The 20,292-nt window shown below is 50.6% G+C and carries 20 protein-coding genes, 2 tRNA genes and 1 pseudogene; 14 read left to right on the top strand and 9 right to left on the bottom strand.

Translation table 11 applies throughout. The annotated features are described in order from the left end of the window. The first annotated feature begins 83 nt into the window (after positions 1-83). The 8 genes and pseudogenes from M1D30_RS11930 to M1D30_RS11895 all read left to right on the top strand — a co-directional run bounded on the left by M1D30_RS11930 (position 84) and on the right by M1D30_RS11895 (position 8,810). Positions 84-1,484: a sodium-dependent transporter gene (locus M1D30_RS11930; RefSeq protein WP_248504262.1), complete on the top strand. Its 1,401-nt coding sequence runs from the start codon at positions 84-86 to the stop codon at positions 1,482-1,484. Then, positions 1,481-2,383 (top strand): helix-hairpin-helix domain-containing protein, encoded by a 903-nt coding sequence (locus tag M1D30_RS11925; RefSeq protein ID WP_248504260.1) that lies wholly within the window; start codon positions 1,481-1,483, stop codon positions 2,381-2,383. Before M1D30_RS11930 ends, M1D30_RS11925 begins: the two co-directional genes overlap by 4 nt. Before the next feature lie 3 nt (positions 2,384-2,386). After that, the gene (locus M1D30_RS11920; RefSeq protein WP_248504258.1) at positions 2,387-3,316 is read left to right on the top strand and encodes a DMT family transporter; all 930 of its coding nucleotides are present in this window, start codon (positions 2,387-2,389) and stop codon (positions 3,314-3,316) included. Positions 3,317-3,449: 133 nt separating this feature from the next. Continuing rightward, positions 3,450-3,998, top strand: a pseudogene (locus M1D30_RS11915) (DUF3836 domain-containing protein); the annotation flags it as partial. Between the two features lie 154 nt (positions 3,999-4,152). Next, complete coding sequence (locus M1D30_RS11910) at positions 4,153-5,262, top strand: energy transducer TonB (RefSeq protein ID WP_248504254.1); 1,110 nt, start codon at positions 4,153-4,155, stop codon at positions 5,260-5,262. An 83-nt stretch (positions 5,263-5,345) separates the two neighbouring features. Further along, positions 5,346-6,011 (top strand): helix-turn-helix domain-containing protein, encoded by a 666-nt coding sequence (locus M1D30_RS11905; protein WP_248504252.1) that lies wholly within the window; start codon positions 5,346-5,348, stop codon positions 6,009-6,011. Between the two features lie 98 nt (positions 6,012-6,109). Then, positions 6,110-8,602 carry a DUF2723 domain-containing protein gene (locus tag M1D30_RS11900; protein ID WP_248504250.1) on the top strand — a complete coding sequence of 831 codons (2,493 nt, stop codon included), beginning with the start codon at positions 6,110-6,112 and terminating at the stop codon, positions 8,600-8,602. Beyond that, positions 8,577-8,810: a DUF3098 domain-containing protein gene (locus tag M1D30_RS11895; protein ID WP_248504248.1), complete on the top strand. Its 234-nt coding sequence runs from the start codon at positions 8,577-8,579 to the stop codon at positions 8,808-8,810. Before M1D30_RS11900 ends, M1D30_RS11895 begins: the two co-directional genes overlap by 26 nt. 48 nt (positions 8,811-8,858) lie before the next feature. Here M1D30_RS11895 and M1D30_RS11890 read toward each other — a convergent pair. Beyond that, positions 8,859-8,931, bottom strand: a tRNA-Pro gene (locus tag M1D30_RS11890). Between the two features lie 125 nt (positions 8,932-9,056). Between M1D30_RS11890 and M1D30_RS11885 the strand changes: the two genes are divergently transcribed. Together M1D30_RS11885 and M1D30_RS11880 are read left to right on the top strand one after the other, a co-directional pair. After that, positions 9,057-9,132, top strand: a tRNA-Phe gene (locus M1D30_RS11885). Between the two features lie 69 nt (positions 9,133-9,201). Next, a complete protein-coding gene (locus M1D30_RS11880) occupies positions 9,202-10,260 on the top strand; it encodes a pectinesterase family protein (protein ID WP_248504246.1) in 1,059 nt (352 codons plus the stop codon). Here the strand turns inward: M1D30_RS11880 and murF are convergent. Together murF and M1D30_RS11870 are read right to left on the bottom strand one after the other, a co-directional pair. After that, positions 10,255-11,592 carry a UDP-N-acetylmuramoyl-tripeptide--D-alanyl-D-alanine ligase gene (murF, locus tag M1D30_RS11875; RefSeq protein ID WP_248504244.1) on the bottom strand — a complete coding sequence of 446 codons (1,338 nt, stop codon included), beginning with the start codon at positions 11,590-11,592 and terminating at the stop codon, positions 10,255-10,257. The genes M1D30_RS11880 and murF overlap by 6 nt on opposite strands. Positions 11,593-11,605: 13 nt before the next feature. Beyond that, positions 11,606-12,391, bottom strand: a complete 786-nt coding sequence (locus M1D30_RS11870; protein WP_248504235.1) for a M15 family metallopeptidase — start codon at positions 12,389-12,391, stop codon at positions 11,606-11,608. Between the two features lie 127 nt (positions 12,392-12,518). Between M1D30_RS11870 and folP the strand changes: the two genes are divergently transcribed. The 4 genes from folP (at position 12,519) to M1D30_RS11850 (ending at position 16,423) form a co-directional block, all read left to right on the top strand. Beyond that, positions 12,519-13,310 (top strand): dihydropteroate synthase, encoded by a 792-nt coding sequence (folP, locus tag M1D30_RS11865; RefSeq protein ID WP_248504234.1) that lies wholly within the window; start codon positions 12,519-12,521, stop codon positions 13,308-13,310. Then, complete coding sequence (gene cdaA, locus M1D30_RS11860; protein ID WP_248504232.1) at positions 13,291-14,070, top strand: diadenylate cyclase CdaA; 780 nt, start codon at positions 13,291-13,293, stop codon at positions 14,068-14,070. The genes folP and cdaA overlap by 20 nt, the downstream gene beginning before the upstream one ends. Positions 14,071-14,184: 114 nt before the next feature. Beyond that, positions 14,185-15,195, top strand: coding sequence for a phosphate acetyltransferase (gene pta, locus M1D30_RS11855; protein WP_248504230.1), 1,011 nt, complete (start codon positions 14,185-14,187; stop codon positions 15,193-15,195). A 37-nt stretch (positions 15,196-15,232) separates the two neighbouring features. Then, positions 15,233-16,423 (top strand): acetate kinase, encoded by a 1,191-nt coding sequence (locus tag M1D30_RS11850; RefSeq protein ID WP_248504228.1) that lies wholly within the window; start codon positions 15,233-15,235, stop codon positions 16,421-16,423. A gap of 82 nt (positions 16,424-16,505) precedes the next feature. On the opposite strand, the gene M1D30_RS11845 is transcribed toward M1D30_RS11850, so the two are convergent. The 6 genes from M1D30_RS11845 to M1D30_RS11820 form a co-directional block, all read right to left on the bottom strand. After that, the gene (locus M1D30_RS11845) at positions 16,506-17,204 is read right to left on the bottom strand and encodes a 4Fe-4S binding protein (RefSeq protein WP_248504226.1); all 699 of its coding nucleotides are present in this window, start codon (positions 17,202-17,204) and stop codon (positions 16,506-16,508) included. Positions 17,205-17,213: 9 nt separating this feature from the next. Beyond that, complete coding sequence (locus M1D30_RS11840) at positions 17,214-17,399, bottom strand: hypothetical protein (RefSeq protein ID WP_248504224.1); 186 nt, start codon at positions 17,397-17,399, stop codon at positions 17,214-17,216. Positions 17,400-17,403: 4 nt separating this feature from the next. Further along, complete coding sequence (locus M1D30_RS11835; RefSeq protein WP_248504222.1) at positions 17,404-17,853, bottom strand: MarR family winged helix-turn-helix transcriptional regulator; 450 nt, start codon at positions 17,851-17,853, stop codon at positions 17,404-17,406. A gap of 42 nt (positions 17,854-17,895) precedes the next feature. Continuing rightward, positions 17,896-18,441 carry a glutathione peroxidase gene (locus M1D30_RS11830; RefSeq protein WP_248504220.1) on the bottom strand — a complete coding sequence of 182 codons (546 nt, stop codon included), beginning with the start codon at positions 18,439-18,441 and terminating at the stop codon, positions 17,896-17,898. Positions 18,442-18,914: 473 nt separating this feature from the next. After that, positions 18,915-19,850 carry an IS3 family transposase gene (locus tag M1D30_RS11825; protein WP_248504218.1) on the bottom strand — a complete coding sequence of 312 codons (936 nt, stop codon included), beginning with the start codon at positions 19,848-19,850 and terminating at the stop codon, positions 18,915-18,917. Then, positions 19,850-20,221 carry a hypothetical protein gene (locus tag M1D30_RS11820; protein WP_248504216.1) on the bottom strand — a complete coding sequence of 124 codons (372 nt, stop codon included), beginning with the start codon at positions 20,219-20,221 and terminating at the stop codon, positions 19,850-19,852. Before M1D30_RS11820 ends, M1D30_RS11825 begins: the two co-directional genes overlap by 1 nt. Between the last annotated feature and the right edge of the window lie 71 nt (positions 20,222-20,292).

The following is a 20,292-nucleotide window of genomic DNA, read 5'->3' as shown; positions in this document are numbered from 1 at the left end:
CCAAAAACAAATAATCCGTTATTTTTCGTGCTCTTTTCGTAATTATTTGCTAATTTTGCACGCGAAAAAATAACAAAGTTGAAATGAATCAGACAGAGAGAGCAAACTTTGGAACAAAACTGGGCATTATCTTGGCTACGGCTGGTTCGGCCGTAGGATTGGGTAATGTGTGGCGTTTCCCCTATATGACGGGTCAGAATGGTGGCGCCGCCTTTATTCTTATCTATATCGCATGTGTGCTGATACTGGGTATTCCCTGCATGCTCAATGAGTTTATCATCGGACGCAGGGCACAGGCCAATACGGCACGTTCCTATGCCAGTCTGGCCAATGGTACGCCCTGGCGCCTCATTGGTCTCTTCGGTGTGTTTACGGGTTTCATGATTACGGGCTATTATGTTGTGGTGTCGGGCTGGTGCCTGCAGTATATCTATGCCTCGGCAGCTGGCCACCTGACGGGTGATGCCGACTATGTGAAGACGTACTTTGAGAACTTCTCGTCGCACCCCTGGAAGCCCATTCTGTGGATGCTGGTATTCATGCTGATGTGCCATTTTATCATCACTCGCGGTGTGGAGAAGGGTATCGAGAAGGGGTCGAAGATGATGATGCCATTGCTCTTTATTCTATTGATTATCATCGCGGTGGCCTCGTGCATGTTGCCTGGTGCCGGCAGGGGCATCACGTTCTTGTTTAATCCTGATTTCTCGAAGGTGAATAGTGATGTGTTTCTGGGCGCACTGGGACAGGCGTTCTATTCGCTCAGCGTGGGCATGGGCTGTCTGTGTACCTATGCCAGTTACTTTAAGAAAGACACGCATCTGACGAAGTCGGCCGTCCAGATTGTCAGCATTGACTCGCTGATAGCCATCCTGGCTGGCCTGATGATATTCCCTGCATTCTTTGCCATCTATCCCAACGCTTCTGAGTTGATGAGCGACCCCAGTCAGGCAAGTCAGTACTGCGGTCCTGGACTGGTGTTCATCACATTGCCTAGCGTCTTTCAGCAGGCCTTCGGTGGTGCGCCCTTCCTGGGTGAGATCGTTGCCTTGCTGTTCTATGCACTGTTGTCATTGGCGGCATTGACATCGCTCATGTCACTGCACGAGGTGAGCACGGCCTTTTTCCATGAGGAACTGAAGGTGTCGCGTCGTTGGGGTGCCACCATCGTCACCCTGTTGTGTGCGACTATTGGCGTGTTTTGCTCGCTGTCGTTTGGTGACGGACGTGAGTGGCTGATGATTGGCGGAACGTCGTTGTTTAACTGGTTCGACTTCCTGACAGGACAGATCTTCCTGCCTACGGGCGGCCTGCTCACCTGTCTGTTCTTGGGATGGTATGTACCTAAGCATATTGTGAGGGATGAGTTTACGAATGGTGGCACGTTGCGCGGACGCTTCTTCAGCATCTATCTGTTTGCCGTGCGCTTCATCTGTCCTATCTGCATCCTGCTCATCTTCCTTCATCAGTTTGGTGTGATATGATCTTTCTCGAGAAGCTGTACTATCTGAATCGTCATGACCGTCGTGGACTCCTGATGCTGCTAACGGTGGCAGCAGCGGCCTTTGGCCTGATGTTTTGGGTTGGTCCGACAGAGCCGACGGCTCCTGATGCGGCTGTACAGCCTGAAAAAGCGGGGGCTTTCACTAATTCCGCTACGGAGGATGAATCTCACCAATACTATGCACAGGGTGAACGCCAGGCTGAGCGTTTTGCCTTCGATCCAAACAGTGCCGATAGCACACAGTTATTGCGCTTAGGTCTGCCGTCGTGGATGGTGCGCAACATCTATAAGTATCGCGCTGCGGGAGGTGTCTATCGCACCAAGGAGGATTTTGCCCAGACGTATGGACTCACCGCTAAGCAATACAAGGAGTTGGCACCCTATATTCATATCTCTGACGACTATCAGCTGGCGTCAACTCAGGTGCACAGAACGCAGCCGGCGTTTGAACGCGACACCACGTATCACCGTCAGGAGAAGTTGACCCAGGGCGAGACCATCGACCTGAATGCTGGCGATACGGCCATCTATAAGAAGGTGCCTGGCATCGGCAGTTATTATGCACGGAAGATAAACGACTATAAGAATAGGTTAGGTGGTTTTGTGAGTATCGACCAACTGGACGAGATCGCCAATCTGCCGCAGGATGTGAAGACCTATTTCTCCATAGGAACAAGTGAGCCGTTGAGGCTCAAAATCAATAAGTTGACGGCCGACGAGCTACGCCGGCATCCTTATATTAATTATGCGCAGGCGCGTGCCATCACCGACTATCGTCGACTGCATGGCAAGATTCACTCACTGCATGACCTGGGATTGCTGGATGCATTCTCGCCTGCTGCTATTCGCCGTTTGGAACCTTATATCAATTACGATTAAAATATGAACAACTCACTGAAAGGGTACACACTGGGAGCATTGGCTGCTGCCAGCTACGGTACCAACCCTCTTTTCGCATTGCCGCTACTGTCGGCAGGTATTGATGCCTATAGCGTTTTGTTTCTGCGCTATCTGTTTGCCATCCCAATGCTGGCCGTGATGATGATGGTGCGTGGACGTGGCTTTGGCTTGCGTCGTAATCAGATTATACCCTTGATCATCATGGGACTGCTGATGGCAATGTCGTCGCTGACGCTGTATGTGTCGTATGCCTATATCGGTGCGGCCATCGCCTCCACACTGCTGTTTATCTATCCCATCCTGGTGACGCTTATCATGGCCGTTGGCTTTCACGAGCGCACATCCTGGCTCACCATTGTCTGTATCATCCTGGCCACCACGGGTATTGGTCTGCTCTATCGTGGCGACGGCGGCGAGGTGCTGTCGGCCATGGGACTGCTGCTGGTGTTCCTTTCGGCCCTGTCGTATGCTATCTATTTGGTGGCCGTCAACGGCAAGACGATGCGCGAGATTCCTACGCTGAAGCTCACGTTTTATGTCATCGTGTTCGGCCTGTTCCTGTTTGCGTTCAACTTCGATCCCGACTGTATCCATACGCTGAACAGCAATTGGATACTCTGGCCTTCGGCCTTTGGCATGGCTTTGTTTCCCACAGCCTTCTCGCTGATATGCACCAGTGCTGCCATCCAGAAGATTGGCAGTACGCCTGTGGCGATTCTTGGTGCCGTGGAACCAGTGACGGCTGTGGCTATTGCTGTTTTGCTGTTTAACGAGACCATGACTGTTCGACTGGCCATTGGTATGGCGCTAGTCATCTTTGCCGTCACGCTGATTATCTCTGGCGGCAAGCTCTCGCAGCCTCTTTTGCGTGTCAGGAAGATGTTTCCACGCATCCGCAAGGGTAGGGGATAAGAAAAAAAAGATGGGGCACAGCGATGTGCTCCATCTTTTTTTATGAAAAAGTGAAAAAAGTGAGAAATTGTTGTAATAAACTGACTGGTGTTGTCGTCTAACGAGTAGAAATCAATAATTAAAACAGCGAACGACAATGAAAAAGTTAGTATTTGCAATCATGATGTGTGTATCGGCTATGAGTGCCAACGCACAGGTTCTTACCTCAGAGACTGTTAACAAGGTTTATGAGGATGTGTCGAACAACTCAAAGGGCGAGTATTACTACAACGCTGAGCGAAAGGGAAACAACATCTCCACGATGTATGTCTATATGAATACAGGTAGTAGAAAAGGTGATGTGGTGCTGAAGCCCCATCGTAAGTATGAGTACGACTATGCTGCCGACGGCACTCTGAAGAGTCGCGTGACCTATCGTTGGAACGCTGGCGAGCGCAATTGGGAGTGTGCCTCACGCCACGACTATACTCTGGCCAGCAACTCTTACTTCGCCGAGTACAGTCGCTATAATCATCAGAAGCAGTGCTTCGACCAGCCTGTTGACAAGATGGTGTACAGTCTGCATGACAAGGATAGTGTTAACCACGTTATCTGCTACCATCGTGATCGTCCCTCAGATCTCTATCGCATGATCAGTGATACGGCTGTCAACGAGTCGCTTTACCTCTTTGCTAAAAAATAAATCTTATTAATATAACAAATCTCTCTCGACAGGCGGGTATCTGTGACAGACACCTGCCTGTCATTTTCTTTTTAAATTTCTTGCATGTTTCATGTATTCTTTCTATCTTTGCATCGCAATTAATAACCAAAAATGTTTAACTAACCATAAAACAATGATGACAATCGTAAACAAACTGAAGGTGTTGGCCTTGCTTTTGATGCTTGGTCAAGGCTGTGTGTGCATGGCACAGAATCAAATGACTGCAACTGCTGCAGATGGACAATCTAATGGAATGCTCGATGTTCAGGAAGTGAAGGCGGCGCGCGCCAGCAACCAATGGTTCAAGGTGGAGACCTCCATTCATTGTCACAGCAAGTATGCGGCATTAAACAGGGCCATCACGCGTATCCTGTTTGGTAAGGAGAAAGCGTCCGACTCGCTGGAGGAGGGATTGAAACAGCATATGGCGGAATATGAGTCTGTCGTTGATCCCAGTACGGTGAAGGAAACCATCGGTCAGCGCGAGAAGATGGTGGTGCAGTTCAAGGGTGGCGTGGAACAGCGTTATCTGAATTACTTCGTGGGATACATGCAACTGGCTCTTCATGGCAACGAGTCGTCGCAGAAGAACCGTGAGCGCAACTTCGTGTTCGATGTGGTCCACAATAAGGTGCTCTCGCTGGGCGATGTGCTGAAGCCCGAGTTGGTGGAGCGCATCAAAGGTGATGCAGGAAAAACCACCATTCATATGTCGATGGATGAGAAGAACTTCAAGGTGTCGTACAAGAAGAACGGCCGCATGGTGGAACAAAACTATGTGTATCACAATGATAAAAACAAGTTTACCGACGCTATCAAGGAACTGGTCGACTGGCAGGCTGTGGAGAAACGCGAACAGGATATCCTGGCCCAGAATGCTAAGTTGCAGAAGGAGATAGAAGAGGCTTATGGTGGCGTGATAAAATGGACGGAGAAGGACAAACTGGAGCGTGTGCCCTCCTTCCCTGGTGGCGACCAGGCCATGATGATGTGGGTGTTCAGGAACCTGAAATATCCTGCCGAGGCTAAGGCAAAGGGCATCCGTGGCAATGTGATCTGTGCGTTTATCGTAGAGCCCGACGGTCAGTTATCGACGGTGAAGGTGATCAAGGGCCTCGATCCCGATCTTGATGCTGAGGCCATCCGCCTTGTCAACGCCATGCCAAAGTGGACGCCAGGAAAACAGAATGGTGAGCCCGTCAGAGTGAGATACGACCTCACCGTGAACTTCTTTATGCGATAGCTGAAGACGTACATCTTAAAGGTTGTGAATTATTTTGAGAGTTCGGAAAAATGTTTTATCTTTGCAGACAAAAGCATGAACCGATGAAACAGCGATTACCTATTGTAGTGCTCTTTGCACTGATTGTGGCTTCAAGCCTGTTTAGTCTGAACAGTTATAGGACAACAGAGGTGATGGTGACTGAGGAGATGAACCAGGCACTGGCTAAGGCTCTGGAAGAACAGCAGTCAGAAGTGATTAGCGCCGACACCATCAGGGTGTTTAACAACTACCTTCAGACAGAGGATCTGAAGGGAAAGGCCGTGTTGGCGTTGGACACAGAAAAGGGGTTCCAGCCGCGTCCGCAGGTGTCTACTGCCACCATTCTTGCATTATCAGACCAAAGACCGTCGATGGTGCTGTGGTCGATGGTGGTGCTTTGGGGTATGTATTGTCTCTATCAGCATCGTAGACGCATGGCCATGGGCATGTTTGGCGGACTGGCTCTGCAGGAAGGTAACTTTGTTGATGCGAAGGGATGTGTGGTGAGGTTGACGCCCATGCAGCAGCAACTAATGGAGATGCTGTGGCAGTCGCCCTCCCACAAACTATCGAAAACGGAGATATGTGATGCGCTTTGGCCCAAGAAAGAGGATGCCAGCGAGACGCTCTATACGCTTGTCCGCAGATTGAAACCAATCATCGAGGAGCATTCCAACCTGAAAATTGAGGTAGATAGAGGTCGTGCGTATGGCTTGACTATCAGATAGATAGATTCCTGACAGGTAATTGTCAGACAAATGTCAGGAAGTATTTTTGGCTTCCCTTTATCCTTTTCATACTTTTGCAGCGATAAAACTGCAAACGTATGATACAAGAAAAAACTTTTTCGAGATTAAACACCATGACGGCGTGGCTGTGTTTTTCCACTGCCGCCGTGGTGTATTGTATGACGGTGGAGCCTACGGCCAGCTTGTGGGACTGCCCAGAGTTCATTGCGTGTGGCTATAAACTGGAGATTGGTCATCCGCCTGGCGCCCCTTTCTTTATGCTCGTGGCCAACTTCTTCTCACAGTTTGCCAGTGAGCCGTCGCATGTGGCATTGATGGTGAATATCCTGTCGGCACTCCTGAGTGCGGGCTGTATCTTCTTCTTGTTCCTGACCATCACACACCTCGTTCGCAAACTGATAAAGCCTGAGGGCGTGGCGCAAGTCATCATCATCGAGGCCTGTGGCGTGGTGGGTGCACTGGTCTATACCTTTAGCGACACGTTCTGGTTCTCGGCAGTCGAGGCCGAGGTCTATGCCTTCTCCAGCTTCCTTACGGCCCTGATGTTTTGGCTGATTCTGAAGTGGGAAGATGAGGCCGACAGTCCTCGCAGTAGTCGATGGATTGTCTTGATAGCCTATATCACGGGTTTGTCCATTGGCGTTCATCTGCTGTGCCTTCTCTGTTTGCCAGCCATGTTCTTTGTGATCCTTTTTCGTAAGGCAAAGCGCACCTCCTGGAAGCGTAGACTTCGACTGTCGCTGGTCTGTCTGTTTGTAATGCTGATTGGCTTCAGCAGCTATGGTGTCATTCTGATAAGGGCCAACGCCAACCCGCCAATGTGCGAGAATGCACCCAGTAGTGTGGAGCGACTCACTAAGTACCTGAGTCGTGAGCAGTATGGCAAGACGCCTCTCTTCCCCAGAATCTACTCCCAGCGCCATGCCAAGGCCTATTCCGATTGGCTTGGCAGCATCAAAACCAAGGATGGCGTGCCCACCAAAGATGAGAACCTGCGCTATTTCATTAGTTATCAGGTGAACTTCATGTATTGGCGCTACTTCTTGTGGAACTTTGTGGGTCGACAGAACAATATCCAGGGCAATGGCGAGGTGGAGCACGGCAACTGGATAACAGGCTTCCGATGGATAGATGACTGGTTGCTGGGGTGCGACACGTCGAAGTTGCCCTCCGACCTCAGGCATAACAAGGGGCGCAACGTGTTCTATGGTCTCCCCTTGTTACTCGGTTTGATGGGCATCCTTTGGCAATGGCGCAGAGGGCGCGAGGGGCGACAGCAATTCCTGATTGTCTCGCTGCTGTTCGTGATGACGGGTCTTGCCATTGTTGTCTATCTGAACCAAACACCACTCCAGCCACGTGAACGCGACTATGCCTATGTGGGGTCGTTCTATGCCTTTGCCATTTGGATAGGCATGGGTGTGGCTTCCCTCTATCATTTCTTTGAAAAGCGGGCAGGCAAGCACTTGGTGCCGTTGGCTGGCATCGTGGCATTGGCGGGGATGACTGTCCCCATCCAGATGGTCTCGCAGACTTGGGACGATCACGATCGCTCTGGCCGCTATACCTGTCGCGACTTTGGTGCCAACTATCTGGAGAGTATGCAGCGCGAAGGCTATCCCGTGATCTTCACCAATGGCGACAACGACACGTTCCCACTGTGGTATAACCACGAGGTGGAAGGGGTGCGAACAGATACGCGCGACTGTAACCTGGAGTATCTGAATACCGACTGGTATATCGACCAGATGAAACGCCCGGCCTACGACTCGCCAGCCTTGCCTATCGCCTTGCGTCATGAAGACTATCAGGAAGGACGACTGGACTGTGTGCCCATTGATGTTGATAGTGTCACCATTGGTCAGACGGTCATCTCGCTCAAGGACGTGCACTACCTGTTTAAGAACGAACTGATGGTGCTCCACATGTTGCAGCAGTCCCAATGGCAGCGTCCCTTCTATCTCTCCATCAGTACGGGCAACAGCACGCTGTCGTTCCTTCGCAATCATCTGGTGCTCGAGGGACTGGCCTATCGCATCAGTCCTACGGCCACAGAACAGCGGGTGGACGTGGAACGACTCTACGACAACATTATGCATCGTTTCCGCTATGGCGGTCTCAATACGAAAGGCATCTATGTGGACGAGGATGTGAAGCGCATGGCCGACAGTCACCAGTTGATCATGGGCATATTGATTGACTCCTTGCTCCGGCAGGGTGATGTGAAGCGGGCCCTGACCGTCTGTGAAAAATGGCAGCATGAGATGCCGCACGAGAATGTGCCCTATACAGATGCAGCTCTTTCCATGGCGCGCTGCTATTATATGGCAGGACAATATCAGCAGGGCGATGCCATCGCAAACGATCTGCTCCGTCGTTCTGACGAGTGGCTTTCGTGGATACAGACCATCCGTCCCAAGCGTCGCAATGGCTCACGCTACTCGCAGTATGTGTGGCTGCAGACGATGGAGCGTGCCCTCACCGTGGCTGCGCAATACAACAGAACAGAACTCTTTTATCAATACAGTAAATCCTATGAACAGTATGTCAAACAATACCCCAAAGACTAAGTGGCTTTCCTTTCTGACCACCAGTCGTTTCATCATCCTCTTGTCGCTCCTCCTCATTGCTATTGGCTATCTGCTGATGTATGGACCAGACAGTACTGAGCAGGCTTTCAATCCCGATATCTTTTCGCCTCAGCGTATTGTGGTGGCTCCCATGCTGTGTTTGGCGGGCTATCTGTTGATGGTGGTGGGAATACTTCGATGGAAATAAAAAAAGGTGGTTGAACATCGTGTTCGACCACCTTTTGTTTTTTATAAGTCGGGATGAGGCGACTCGAACGCCCGACCCCTACGTCCCGAACGTAGTGCGCTACCAACTGCGCTACATCCCGATTGATTTCAGAATGCACGAAATCGGCTGCAAAGGTAGTGCTTTTTTGCGAGTTAAGCAAATTTTTATTGAAAAAGTTATGTTATCTCGATTTTTTGTTGTACCTTTGCAGCCGTAATTAAAAAAGGTGCCTTAGCTCAGTTGGTAGAGCATCGGACTGAAAATCCGTGTGTCCCCGGTTCGATTCCTGGAGGCACCACCACAAAAGCGCTTATCAACCGAAAGGTGGATGAGCGTTTTTTGTATTCATATGTCACCTATTAACCAAGACATGAAACATCTGAAACTCCTTATCTTGATAGCATGGTTGACTGTCGCCTATACGACAAAGGCACAGATTGTGGTCGAGGCTGGCAATGCCGAGAGTCTGTTGAATGCCATCGAACGGGCTAACCTTCAGAATGCCGATACGCTGTCAGAACGACTCTTTATCCTGATTCCTGATGGCGTCTACGACCTGGGCGAACGAGTGCTGACATCCATCAGTGGTCATAACATCGCCTTGGTGGGTCAGAGCATGGAGGGCACCATCATTGTGAATGCACCAAAGGTCGAGAACGAGGGCATCAGTACGACGGCCACCTTACTGAATCGCGGCCATCACACCTATGTGCAGGATCTCACCCTGAAGAATGCGCTCGACTACTATCACTCGGGTGCGGCAGGCAGGGCTGTCTGCTGGCAAGACAAGGGCGACAGCACCATCTTCAAGCATGTGAGAATGCTGTCGTATCAGGATACTTACTATAGTAACAACGAGCATGGCCACTCGTACTTCGAGGACTCCGAGATTCATGGCACGGTCGACTTCATCTGTGGTGCCGGCGATGTGTTCTTTTATCATTGTCTGCTGGTGATGGAGAAACGCAGGCAGAACGGTGGCGGACGTGACATCATCGCTGCTCCTCGCACGTCGAAGACTGACTGGGGGTATGTGTTCAGTCATTGCACCATCCGTAGCAACAACACGGACTTTGTCTATGCCCGTGGCTGGAGGGAGCAGCCCCACTGCACGTGGCTCTACACCACGATAGAACAGCCAGAGCACCTACAGTCATCGCGCTTTGAGCCTCGCGGCATGCGCACCATTCAGAGTCGCTTCCAAGAGTATGGCACGATGGATGCCCATGGGCGCAACATCACGCCGAAGTCGAACGTGGCGACCTTTACGCTGAACGGCGAGAAGAACACCACAGAGACGATTATCACTAAGAAAGAGGCCGAGCGTTATGCCCTGAAGAACGTCTACTCCCAGTGGCGACCAGACAAAAAGACGCGCACCCTGCAGAAACAGAGCGCGCGTATGATGAAGCGTTACCTGAAATTATAGCAGCTCAGGCAACTGATAGAGCTTCGTTCCGTTGGAACCCTTGATGAGAATCAGGTGACCAGCGGGACGATTTTTTTGTATCTCGGCCTTTACCTCTTCCACGTCCTTGAACTTGCGGAACTGCGTGTTGGTTTTGCCAAACTCTTCGCCCACCAGCCATACGTTCGTTAGACTCGATGCTGCCAGCAGGTCAACCGTCTTCTGATGTTCCTCCAGACTCACCTCGCCCAACTCGCGCATGTCGCCCAGGATGGCCATCTTCGTCTCACCCTCGTGAGGCACCACCATCTGGAAGTTCTCCAGGGCGGCAGCCATGCTCGAAGGGTTGGCATTATAGGCATCCACGATGAGTCGGTTGTAAGGCGTCTCAGTGAGTTGCGAGCGGTTGTTCGTAGGCACATAAGTCTCCAGAGCATGACAGATCTGCTTGCGGTCCACGCTGAAGTTGATGCCCACAGCGATGGCAGCCAGCAGGTTGTCTATGTTGTAGGCGCCAATAAGGTTGGTCTGCACCTTATGCCACTTCTGCGAGGCACCCGTCTCTTCCAGTTCCATCAAAGGCCTGCGCCAGCGGAACTTCAGCAGAGGGTCGCAGCTCAGCACCTCGCCCGATATGCAGGCATACTGCTTCTCAGGGTCGGTAGAGTAGGGTGTGCACCACATCTCGTCGGTCAGCATGTCGCACAGGTAGTCGTTGTCGGCATTGACAAACACCAGTCCGTCCTCCTTGGTGCGCAGGTAGTCGTAGAGTTCGCCCTTGGTCTTGATGACACCCTCGAACGAACCAAAGCCCTGCAGATGGGCACGTCCCACGTTGGTGATGAGGCCGCAGGTGGGCTCTGCCGTTTCAACCAGCGTCTTGATGTCGCCAGGATGACTGGCACCCATCTCAATGATGGCAATCTCGTGCTCCTTGTTCAGGCGCAACAGCGTCTTGGGCACACCCACGTCGTTATTGAAGTTGCCCTCAGTGGCCAGCACGTTGTATTTCTCAGAGAGCACGGCCTTGATGAGTTCCTTGGTGGTAGTCTTACCATTGGTACCAGTGATGCCGATGACAGGGATATTGAACTGGCGGCGATGCTCGCGGGCGATGTCCTTGAAGGTCTGCAGACAGTTGTCAACAAGGATGTAACGATGGTCTTTCACTACATCGGGGTTGTCAACGATGGCATAGGCGCAACCCTTCTCGAGGGCGCCCTCTGCATATTGGTTGCCATCAAACTTCTCGCCTTTCAGGGCCAGAAAGATGCTGCCCTCAGGGCAGTCGCGGCTATCCGTGGTGATGCATGGATGCTGCTGATAGAGATGATATAATTCCTTGATATCCATTTGTGGGTTTATACTAATTCAGTTTCTTGACGGGGAAGGTGAAGTACGTGTCAGGGAACGGTTCGTCCTTCAGGGTGAAGTGCCACCACTCAGTGGGGAATGGCTTGAAACCATGGCGCATCATCGCTGCACGCAGAATCATGCGATTGTGGAACTGCTCTGGGGTGATGCTTCTGCCAGCAGGACTCTTACTATTTTCGCCAGTATATTCGCCTGTCTCAGGATTGCCGCAGAAGTCGGGATGACTCTCTGGGCCAAACCAGTCGAAGGTGCCGCCCATGTCGACTTCCTTCTCTGTGGTCATATCGAAGAGGGTCAGGTCGAGTGTGGAGCCGCGTGTGTGGCCGCTTCTCTCGCAGATATACTCCTGTGGAAAGAGTACCTCCTTGGTGAGGTCAGGATAGAAGTAGGGCTTCATCAGCGTGTCGGCGATGTCGGCACCCCAACGCATAAAATGGTCGACACCCATCTGCGGACGATAGGCATCGTAGATCTTCAGGCGATAGCCTAGCGCCTTGACATCATTGCTCACAGCCAACAGACTGTCGGCAGCAACCTTGGTCAGCAGGGCTGTAGGCTCCAGATAACCATCAATACGCGTGCCCACAAAGTTGTAAGTGCCAAAGTAGCGAATTTCCAAGATGGCGTCAGGCACGACGTCTGTGAGGGTCACGAACTGACTGCTGTCTTCTGTGGGGTCAACAGCAGAAGCGTTGTCCTCCGAAGAACAGGCCATTGTAGCCATGATGCCACAAATCAAGATGATGGCGCTGGCAAGTGTGAATGTTGTTTTTTTCATGTGACAATGATTTGATGGGTTATACTGATTGCAAAGTTACAACTTATTTTTCTATTCCGTCACGTTTCCACAAAAAATATTGAAAACATTTGGCTATATTTATCAAATAACGTACCTTTGCAGAACGATGAATTATACACTGAATATGAAAGGCCAACTGATGGATTTGTCAGAGCCGAAGGTGATGGGAATCCTGAATGTGACGCCCGACTCTTTTTTTGCAGGCAGTCGCAAGCAGACTGAGTATGATATTGCCCAGAGGGCTAACGAAATAATAGAACAGGGTGGTGCCATGATCGATGTGGGCGCCTATTCCACTCGCCCTGGTGCCGCCAAAGTGAGTGCCGAGGAGGAGATGCGCCGCTTGCGTATGGCTTTGGCTGTGGTGAGGCACGAACAACCCAACGTGCCCCTGTCGGTCGACACGTTCCGTGCCGATGTGGCGCGTATGGTGGTCGAGGAGTTTGGTGCCGACATCATCAACGACGTGGGTGAGGGTGCCGATCCTGATATGTTTCGCATGGTGGCACGCCTGCAGGTGCCGTATATCCTGATGTCTGTCCAAAAGGATTTGCACGACACGCTGATGGTCTTTGCCCAGAAGGTGCAGCAGTTGCGCGACTTGGGACAGAAAGACATCATCCTGGACCCAGGCTTTGGCTTTGGCAAGACACTCGACGATAATTATCGCCTGATGAACGAGATGGAGAAACTGCAGGTGCTGCAACTGCCTTTGCTGGTGGGCATCTCGCGCAAGTCGATGATCTACAAACTGCTAGGCATCACTCAAGACGAGGCCCTTAATGGCACCACGTTCCTCAATACCATTGCGCTGATGAAGGGCGCCGACATCCTGCGTGTGCATGATGTGAAGGAGGCCGTAGAAATAGTGAAGATGTATGATAGACTTCGGAGTTAAGGATATTATTGACATTCTGTTGGTAGCCGTACTGTTGTACAACACCTACAGGCTGATGCGCGAATCGCGTTCGCTGAACGTGTTCGTGGGCATCATGATTTTTATCTTGGTGTGGGTGTTCGTGTCGCAGGTGCTCGAGATGAAGCTCCTTGGCGCCATCCTCGACAAACTCGTGTCGGTGGGTGTCATCGTCATCGTGGTCATCTTTCAGGAGGACATCCGCAAGGTGCTCTATAACCTAGGTGCCCATCGTCGCATCCGTACGCTGGTGCGCCTCTTCTCGCCCAAACGTGTAGAGGAGAAGGATGCTGCGAAGGTGAAGAAGAATATCATGCCTATTGTGATGGCTGCCATGTCGATGGCAAAAGGCAAGGTGGGTGCGCTCATCGTCATCGAGTGTAACATGCCCCTGAACGATATCGTGGCTACTGGCGAGGTGATTGATGCGGCTGTGAACCAGCGACTTATCGAGAATATTTTCTTTAAGAACTCGCCCCTGCACGATGGCGCGATGGTTATCAGTAATCATCGCATCAAAGCGGCTGGCTGTATCCTGCCAGTGAGTCACGACCTGGATATACCAAAGTACCTGGGACTGCGTCATCGCGCGGCCTTGGGCATGTCTCAGGAGAGTGACGCCCTCTGCGTCATCGTCTCAGAAGAGACGGGTGGCATCAGCATTGCCCGCAATGGTCATCTGAAGCTGCGCTTGTCGGCCGAGGAGTTGGAATCCACGCTGACAGACCTGATGAAGGCATAGAACTGTGTGAAAGACTAAATAAACAAAAATAATCCGGATATCTGGCAGATGTTCGGATTATTTTTTGTAATTTTGCATGCATCATATGAAAAATTTCTAAATCGATATAAAAACATGGGATTAATTGAACAAATCATTGCGCGTGCTAAGAGTAACAAGCAGCGCATTGTGCTCCCTGAAGCTGAAGAGGAGCGCACTCTGATGGCTGCCGACCGTGTGTTGGCAGATGACATGGCAGACCTTATTCTGATTGGTAACCCTGAGAAGGTTCACGCTCTGGCAAAGGAGAAGGGCCTCACTCATATTGATAAGGCCACCCTCATCGACCCGCTGAACTACGAGAAGAGCGAGGAACTGGCTCAGCTCCTGCAGAAGTTGCGTGAGAAGAAGGGTATGACCATCGAGAAGGCTCGCGAGCTGGTGAAGGATCCCCTCTATCTGGGTTGTATGATCATCAAAACCGAGGGTGCCGACGGCCAGATTTCTGGTGCACTCTCAACAACAGGTGAGACCCTGCGTCCTGCCCTCCAGATTATCAAGTGTGCCCCTGGCATCACCTGCGTGAGCGGTGCTATGCTGATGATTACCGACAAGCCTGAGTATGGCGAGAACGGTGTGCTCGTGATGGGCGACGTTGCCGTTACGCCTATGCCCGATGCCAACCAGCTGAGTCAGATTGCTGTTTGCACAGCTCAGACTGCCAAGAGCGTGGCTGGCTTTGCTGATCCTCGCGTGGCTATGCTGAGCTTCTCTACCAAGGGTTCTGCTTCTCATGAGGTGGTTGACAAGGTGGTTGAGGCTACGAAGCTGGCCAAGGAACTCGATCCCAACCTGAAGATTGACGGTGAGCTGCAGGCTGATGCTGCACTCGTTCCCTCTGTAGGTTCTAAGAAGGCTCCTGGTTCAGAAATTGCTGGTAAGGCCAACGTGCTGGTGATGCCTTGTCTTGAGGTAGGTAACATCGCCTATAAGCTGGTGCAGCGTCTGGCTGGTGCTACTGCTATCGGCCCCATCCTGCAGGGTATCGCTCGTCCTGTCAACGACCTGTCTCGTGGCTGCTCAGTAGAGGATATCTATTATCTGGTAGCTATCACCGCTTGTCAGGCTATGGACGCTAAGAAGTAAAACAAAAAAAGGTCAAAAAGTAAAAAGGTAGAAAACAATGAAAATCCTTGTATTGAATTGCGGTTCTTCGTCTATCAAGTACGCTCTGTACAACATGGACGACAAGAGTGTGATGACCAGCGGTGGCGCTGAGCGCGTTGGCTTGGACAATGCTTTCGTAAAGGTGAAGCTCGCTAATGGCGAGAAGAAGCAGATTATGCACGACATCCCTGAGCATACTGAGGGTGTGAAGTTCATCTTCTCTCTGCTCACCGATCCTGAGATTGGTGTGATTAAAGACCTGAAGGAGATCGATGCCGTGGGTCACCGTATGGTGCATGGCGGCGAGAAGTTCAACAAGTCAGTGGTGCTGACCGACGAGGTGCTGAAGGCCTTTGAGGAGTGCTCTGACCTGGCTCCCCTGCACAACCCTGCCAACCTGAAGGGCGTGAACGCCGTGAAGGAGCTGATGCCTGGCCTGCCTCAGGTGGGTGTGTTCGACACTGCCTTCCATCAGACCATGCCTGCCAAGGCTTATATGTATGCCATTCCTTACGAGCTCTACGAGAAGTATGGCGTGCGTCGCTATGGCTTCCACGGCACCTCTCACCGCTATGTGTCAGCTCGCGCCTGCGAGTTCCTGGGTATCAAGGCCGAAGGTACCAAGATGATTACCTGTCATATTGGTAACGGTGGCTCTGTGGCTGCTGTGCTCGATGGCAAGTGTGTCGACACCTCAATGGGTCTCACACCTCTGGAGGGTCTCGTCATGGGTACTCGCTCTGGCGATATCGACGGTGGCGCTGTCACCTTCCTCGAGAAGAAGCTGGGTCTCGATGCCGATGGCATGAGCAACCTGCTCAACAAGAAGAGTGGTGTGGCTGGTATCATTGGTGGCTCAAGCGATATGCGCGACGTGGAGAACGCTGCCAAGGCTGGCGAGCCTCGTGCTATCCTGGCTCAGCAGATGTACTTCTATCGCATTAAGAAGTATATCGGTGCCTATGCAGCCGCTATGGGTGGTGTCGATGTGATTGTCTTCACCGCTGGTGTGGGCGAGAACCAAATCTCTATGCGTTCTGAGGTCTGCAAGGGTCTGGAGTTCCTGGGCGTGAAGTTCGACGAGCAGAAGAACCAGGTGCGTGGCGAGGAAGCTGTTATCTCGGCCGACGACTCAAAGGTGAAGGTTGTTGTCATCCCCACCGACGAGGAGCTGATGATTGCTACCGATACGATGAACCTGCTCTAAGCAGCATCGTCTCAAACAAAATAAGAAAGGTGCCGGGCATTCGTTTGCTCGGCACCTTTTCCGTTTTTTAAGTGTGTCTTTCTTAGTGATTTAATGTCATAATCTTCGTGGGGCATGCCAGCACGCACTTGCCGCATTTAATGCAGTCGGGGTGCAGATAGCCCTCTTCCTGGCCGCGACTGTCGTAGGGGGTCAGTTGCATGGGGCACACACGTGCGCAACTCTTACACTTCATCTGGCAGGCGCTCGTCACGTGGATGTTTGTGAAGGCCTTGGGCAGTGGCGCATGCTTGGGTGCCACCCATCGTGAGATGGTGCCCATGGGGCAGAACGAACACCAGGTGCGTGGAGCATAGATAAAGCTCAGGATGACGCCCACCATGGTGGTTGCTACGATGATGGTCCAGAACACGCGACCAATGTCGCCCCACATGGTGAGGCCGCCTTCGCTCCAGCGCACCATACTCAGTTGGATGCCAAACATGGTGAAGATGAAGATCACCATGAACAGGCGGAAGCCGAAGGTGCGCACGAACTTGGGTATCTCGCGATGGGGCGAGTACTTCGACAGCAAGCGGTCGTACATATTGCCGCGTGGACAGATGTGGCCGCACCAGTAACGGCCTTTCCAGATGCTGGTCAGCACTGGACCAATCATGCAGATCAGTGCCAGCAGTCCTATCACTGGGAAGAACCATGCCAGGATGATGTAGGCAATGATAATCCAGTAGAGTGGCAGCCCTGGGGTGGCAAAATGCCTATGGAATCGTTTTTGTGTCATTTGCAATGTTTACTGGTATTTCGTGAATTGATATTTCTTTCTCAGCTCTGCTTTCTTTTCTTCATCCAGACTTGTGAAGTATGCCTTCCAACCTGGACAGAAATTGATGTGCCAGCGCCAGAACTTACCCAACATGGAATTGGGCTTTTGATCGTAATGAGCTCTGAATTTGCAATTCTCGCATTGATGTGCCATAATATTATTTTTCTCTGTTTTTAAGTGTTTCTATAATCGTGTCGAGTTCGCTGGCAAACTTGGCGTAGTCTTCCAGTTGGAAGGGACATGCACGCAACTCACGACCCATGCCGGCAGGAATCACCTTATAGGCCTCTTCCTCCATCGCCTTGCCTTTTTCCGTCAGCGATACTATCTGCTGACGCTTGTCCTGCTCGCCACGCTGACGGGTGACAACGCCCAGTTTCTCCATACGCTGGAGTAGGGGAGTCACTGTGTTGGTTTCGAGCAGCAGTCTGTGGGCAATGTCGTTCACAGGCTGTTTGTCCTGCTCCCACAGCACCATCAGTACCAGGTACTGCGGATAGGTGATGCCCAGTGTGTTGAGCAGTGGGGTGTAGGCCTGCGTAATCAGTCGTGCCGCCGTATAAAGGCGAAAGCAAATCTGCTTGTCGAGTCGCAATTCTTCGTGCATATTTCTTCTTTTAATTTCTTATGTCTTTCTTCTTCCTTCTTCTTATTTCAAGAAAGCCTCGATGTCCTTTTCAAATTCCTGAGGTTCCGTAGTGGGTGCATAGCGCTTGATGGTCTCACCGTCCTTCGAGATGAGGAACTTGGTGAAGTTCCACTTGATGTCGCTGTCCTTCTCCACACTCTTGCTGATAACCTTGAAGAGGGCCTTGGCTGCTTTGGCCTTCAGACCTTTATACTCCTCGGTGGGAGCCTGAGTCTTCAGATACTCGAAGATGGGCTGTGCATCAGGACCGTTCACGTCGCCTTTCTTCATAATCTGGAAGGTCACGCCGTAGTTCAGTTGGCAGAACTCTTCAATCTTACTGTCGTTTGCGGGATCCTGTTCCTTAAACTGGTTGCAGGGAAAACCAACAATCACCAGTCCCTGATCCTTGTACTTCTGGTTCAGTGCCTCCAGACCTTCAAACTGAGGCGTGAATCCGCACTTGCTGGCTGTGTTCACCACCAGCAGCACCTTGCCTTGAAACTGTGAGAAATCAATCTCTTTGCCTTTGCTCGTCTGAGCCTTGAAATCATAGATCTTTGCCATAATATATAATGTGTTTTGTGTTGAATCCAATACTTATTTCCTGATAATTATACTTTGTTTATATCGTTCACGATGCAAAGGTACAAAGAATATTTTATATCGCAAGCGATTCAAGTGAAACTTTAAGAGTTTTTAACGATATATCGCGGACGATACATCTCAAAAGCAGCCCCTCTTCATCAACCGTTATTATTGTTGAAACAATTTCTATTTTTGTTTCCAATGTGTTTCAACGTTGGAAACACTTTGTTTCGCACAAGGAAACACTTTGTATCCATTATCAAAACAGACTGTTTCCATTATAGAAACAAACCGTTTCTCTGTAGTTTAACGATTTTAGTTGACTACTTCCAGTCTTATTAATGATAAGAGTTGACTCAATTAAACTTAATTTTTATTTCACGTTGACTCTATTTGGAATTAGTTATAAATCGGGTTTACACCTATTCTGATGCAAAGATACCTATTTAATTTTATGCAGCCAAAGCTTTGAGTGCAATTTCTCTGTGACTCTTCCATTTCTTCTTCAATTCGCCAGTACAGAGAGCAGCCTGAGCTGGTGTTTTCCAGTCAAGGCTCATATGTGGACGCTCGTTGTTATAGAAGTCAATAGCTACTTTCAGGGCTCTTTTTACCTCATCAATAGAGAAAAACGACATGTCCATAAGCAATTCGTTCTTGATAATGCCGTTGACACGTTCGGCTACTGCATTCTCCTTGGGATCTCCACACTCAGTCATGCTGATCTTGATATTGTTTGCTTTCAGAATATCCGTATAGGCGTAGCTGGCGTATTGGACGCCGCGGTCAGAGTGGTGGATGAGGTCATGGGCAGGATTTCCGCCAAGACGCTTCAAAGCCATGTTGAGCGCGTTAATGGCAAACTTGGCCTCCAGCGTATCGCCCACGCACCAGCCGATAATCTCTTTCGTATAGTAGTCCGTCACCAGCGACAGGTAGCAGAAATCGTACTCGCCAGTCTGGCCATTGAGATAGACGACCATATAGGTGATGTCGCTCACCCATAGTTGGTTGGGACGTAACGGGATGAGCTTCTTCACAAGGTTGGGATACAAGGGCAGGTCGTGGTCGGAGTCCGTTGTCCTGGTACGACGCTTCTTCTTGCGCACCTTCAAGCCGTATTTGTCAATGATGTCGTAGAAACGGTTGTAGCCCACACTGTGTTCCTCGCCGAATGTATCTGTATACTTATGCCACAGCGGACCACCGCCCATGCCGCGGTCCTTCTTGCGGATATTCTTGATAAACTCCACTACAAATGTCTCTTCTGCGAGCTTACGCATCTGACTGTTGCCGTGTTTGTAGTAGGCCTGTGTACTCACACCAAGCAGCTCACACTGCGACGTGACAGGATAAGCCTTCGCGTCGCGAGTGTAAAGCCTACTCACTACTTGGTGCCAGCTTTTTTTAAGTCAATGCCGTACACTTCCTTGCCAAAAGCCACCATCTCCTCATAGAAGTCTGCACGAAGCTTCTCTTTCTTCAGTTGAGACTTCAGGGTTGACACCTCCTCAAGTAACTTCTTGTAGTCCTCCGGAGTTACATCATTGCCTTTTTTCTTCATTTGATCTGCTAAATCTGGATATTCCGCAGCAAAGGTACGAAGAATTTTGTAATAACGAGTTCTATTTAGACCTGTACGTGATAAAATTTCACTCTCACGGAGGTGCTGGACATAACGCATATCAAAGACATCCTTCATCTCGTTAATCAGATTTACATCTCTAGAATAACATTTTTCTTTGGGTTGTTTCACCATAATGTTGAACTTTTGGTGTCAACCTTATTTAAAACAAGACACTCCCATAGAAACAAACTGCGAACAAGAAG

It is taken from the genome of Prevotella sp. E15-22 (assembly GCF_023204875.1).
Taxonomy (GTDB): Bacteria; Bacteroidota; Bacteroidia; order Bacteroidales; family Bacteroidaceae; genus Prevotella.
The sequence above is the reverse complement of the archived record's forward strand: the minus strand, read 5'-3'. Positions and strand labels throughout refer to the sequence as shown.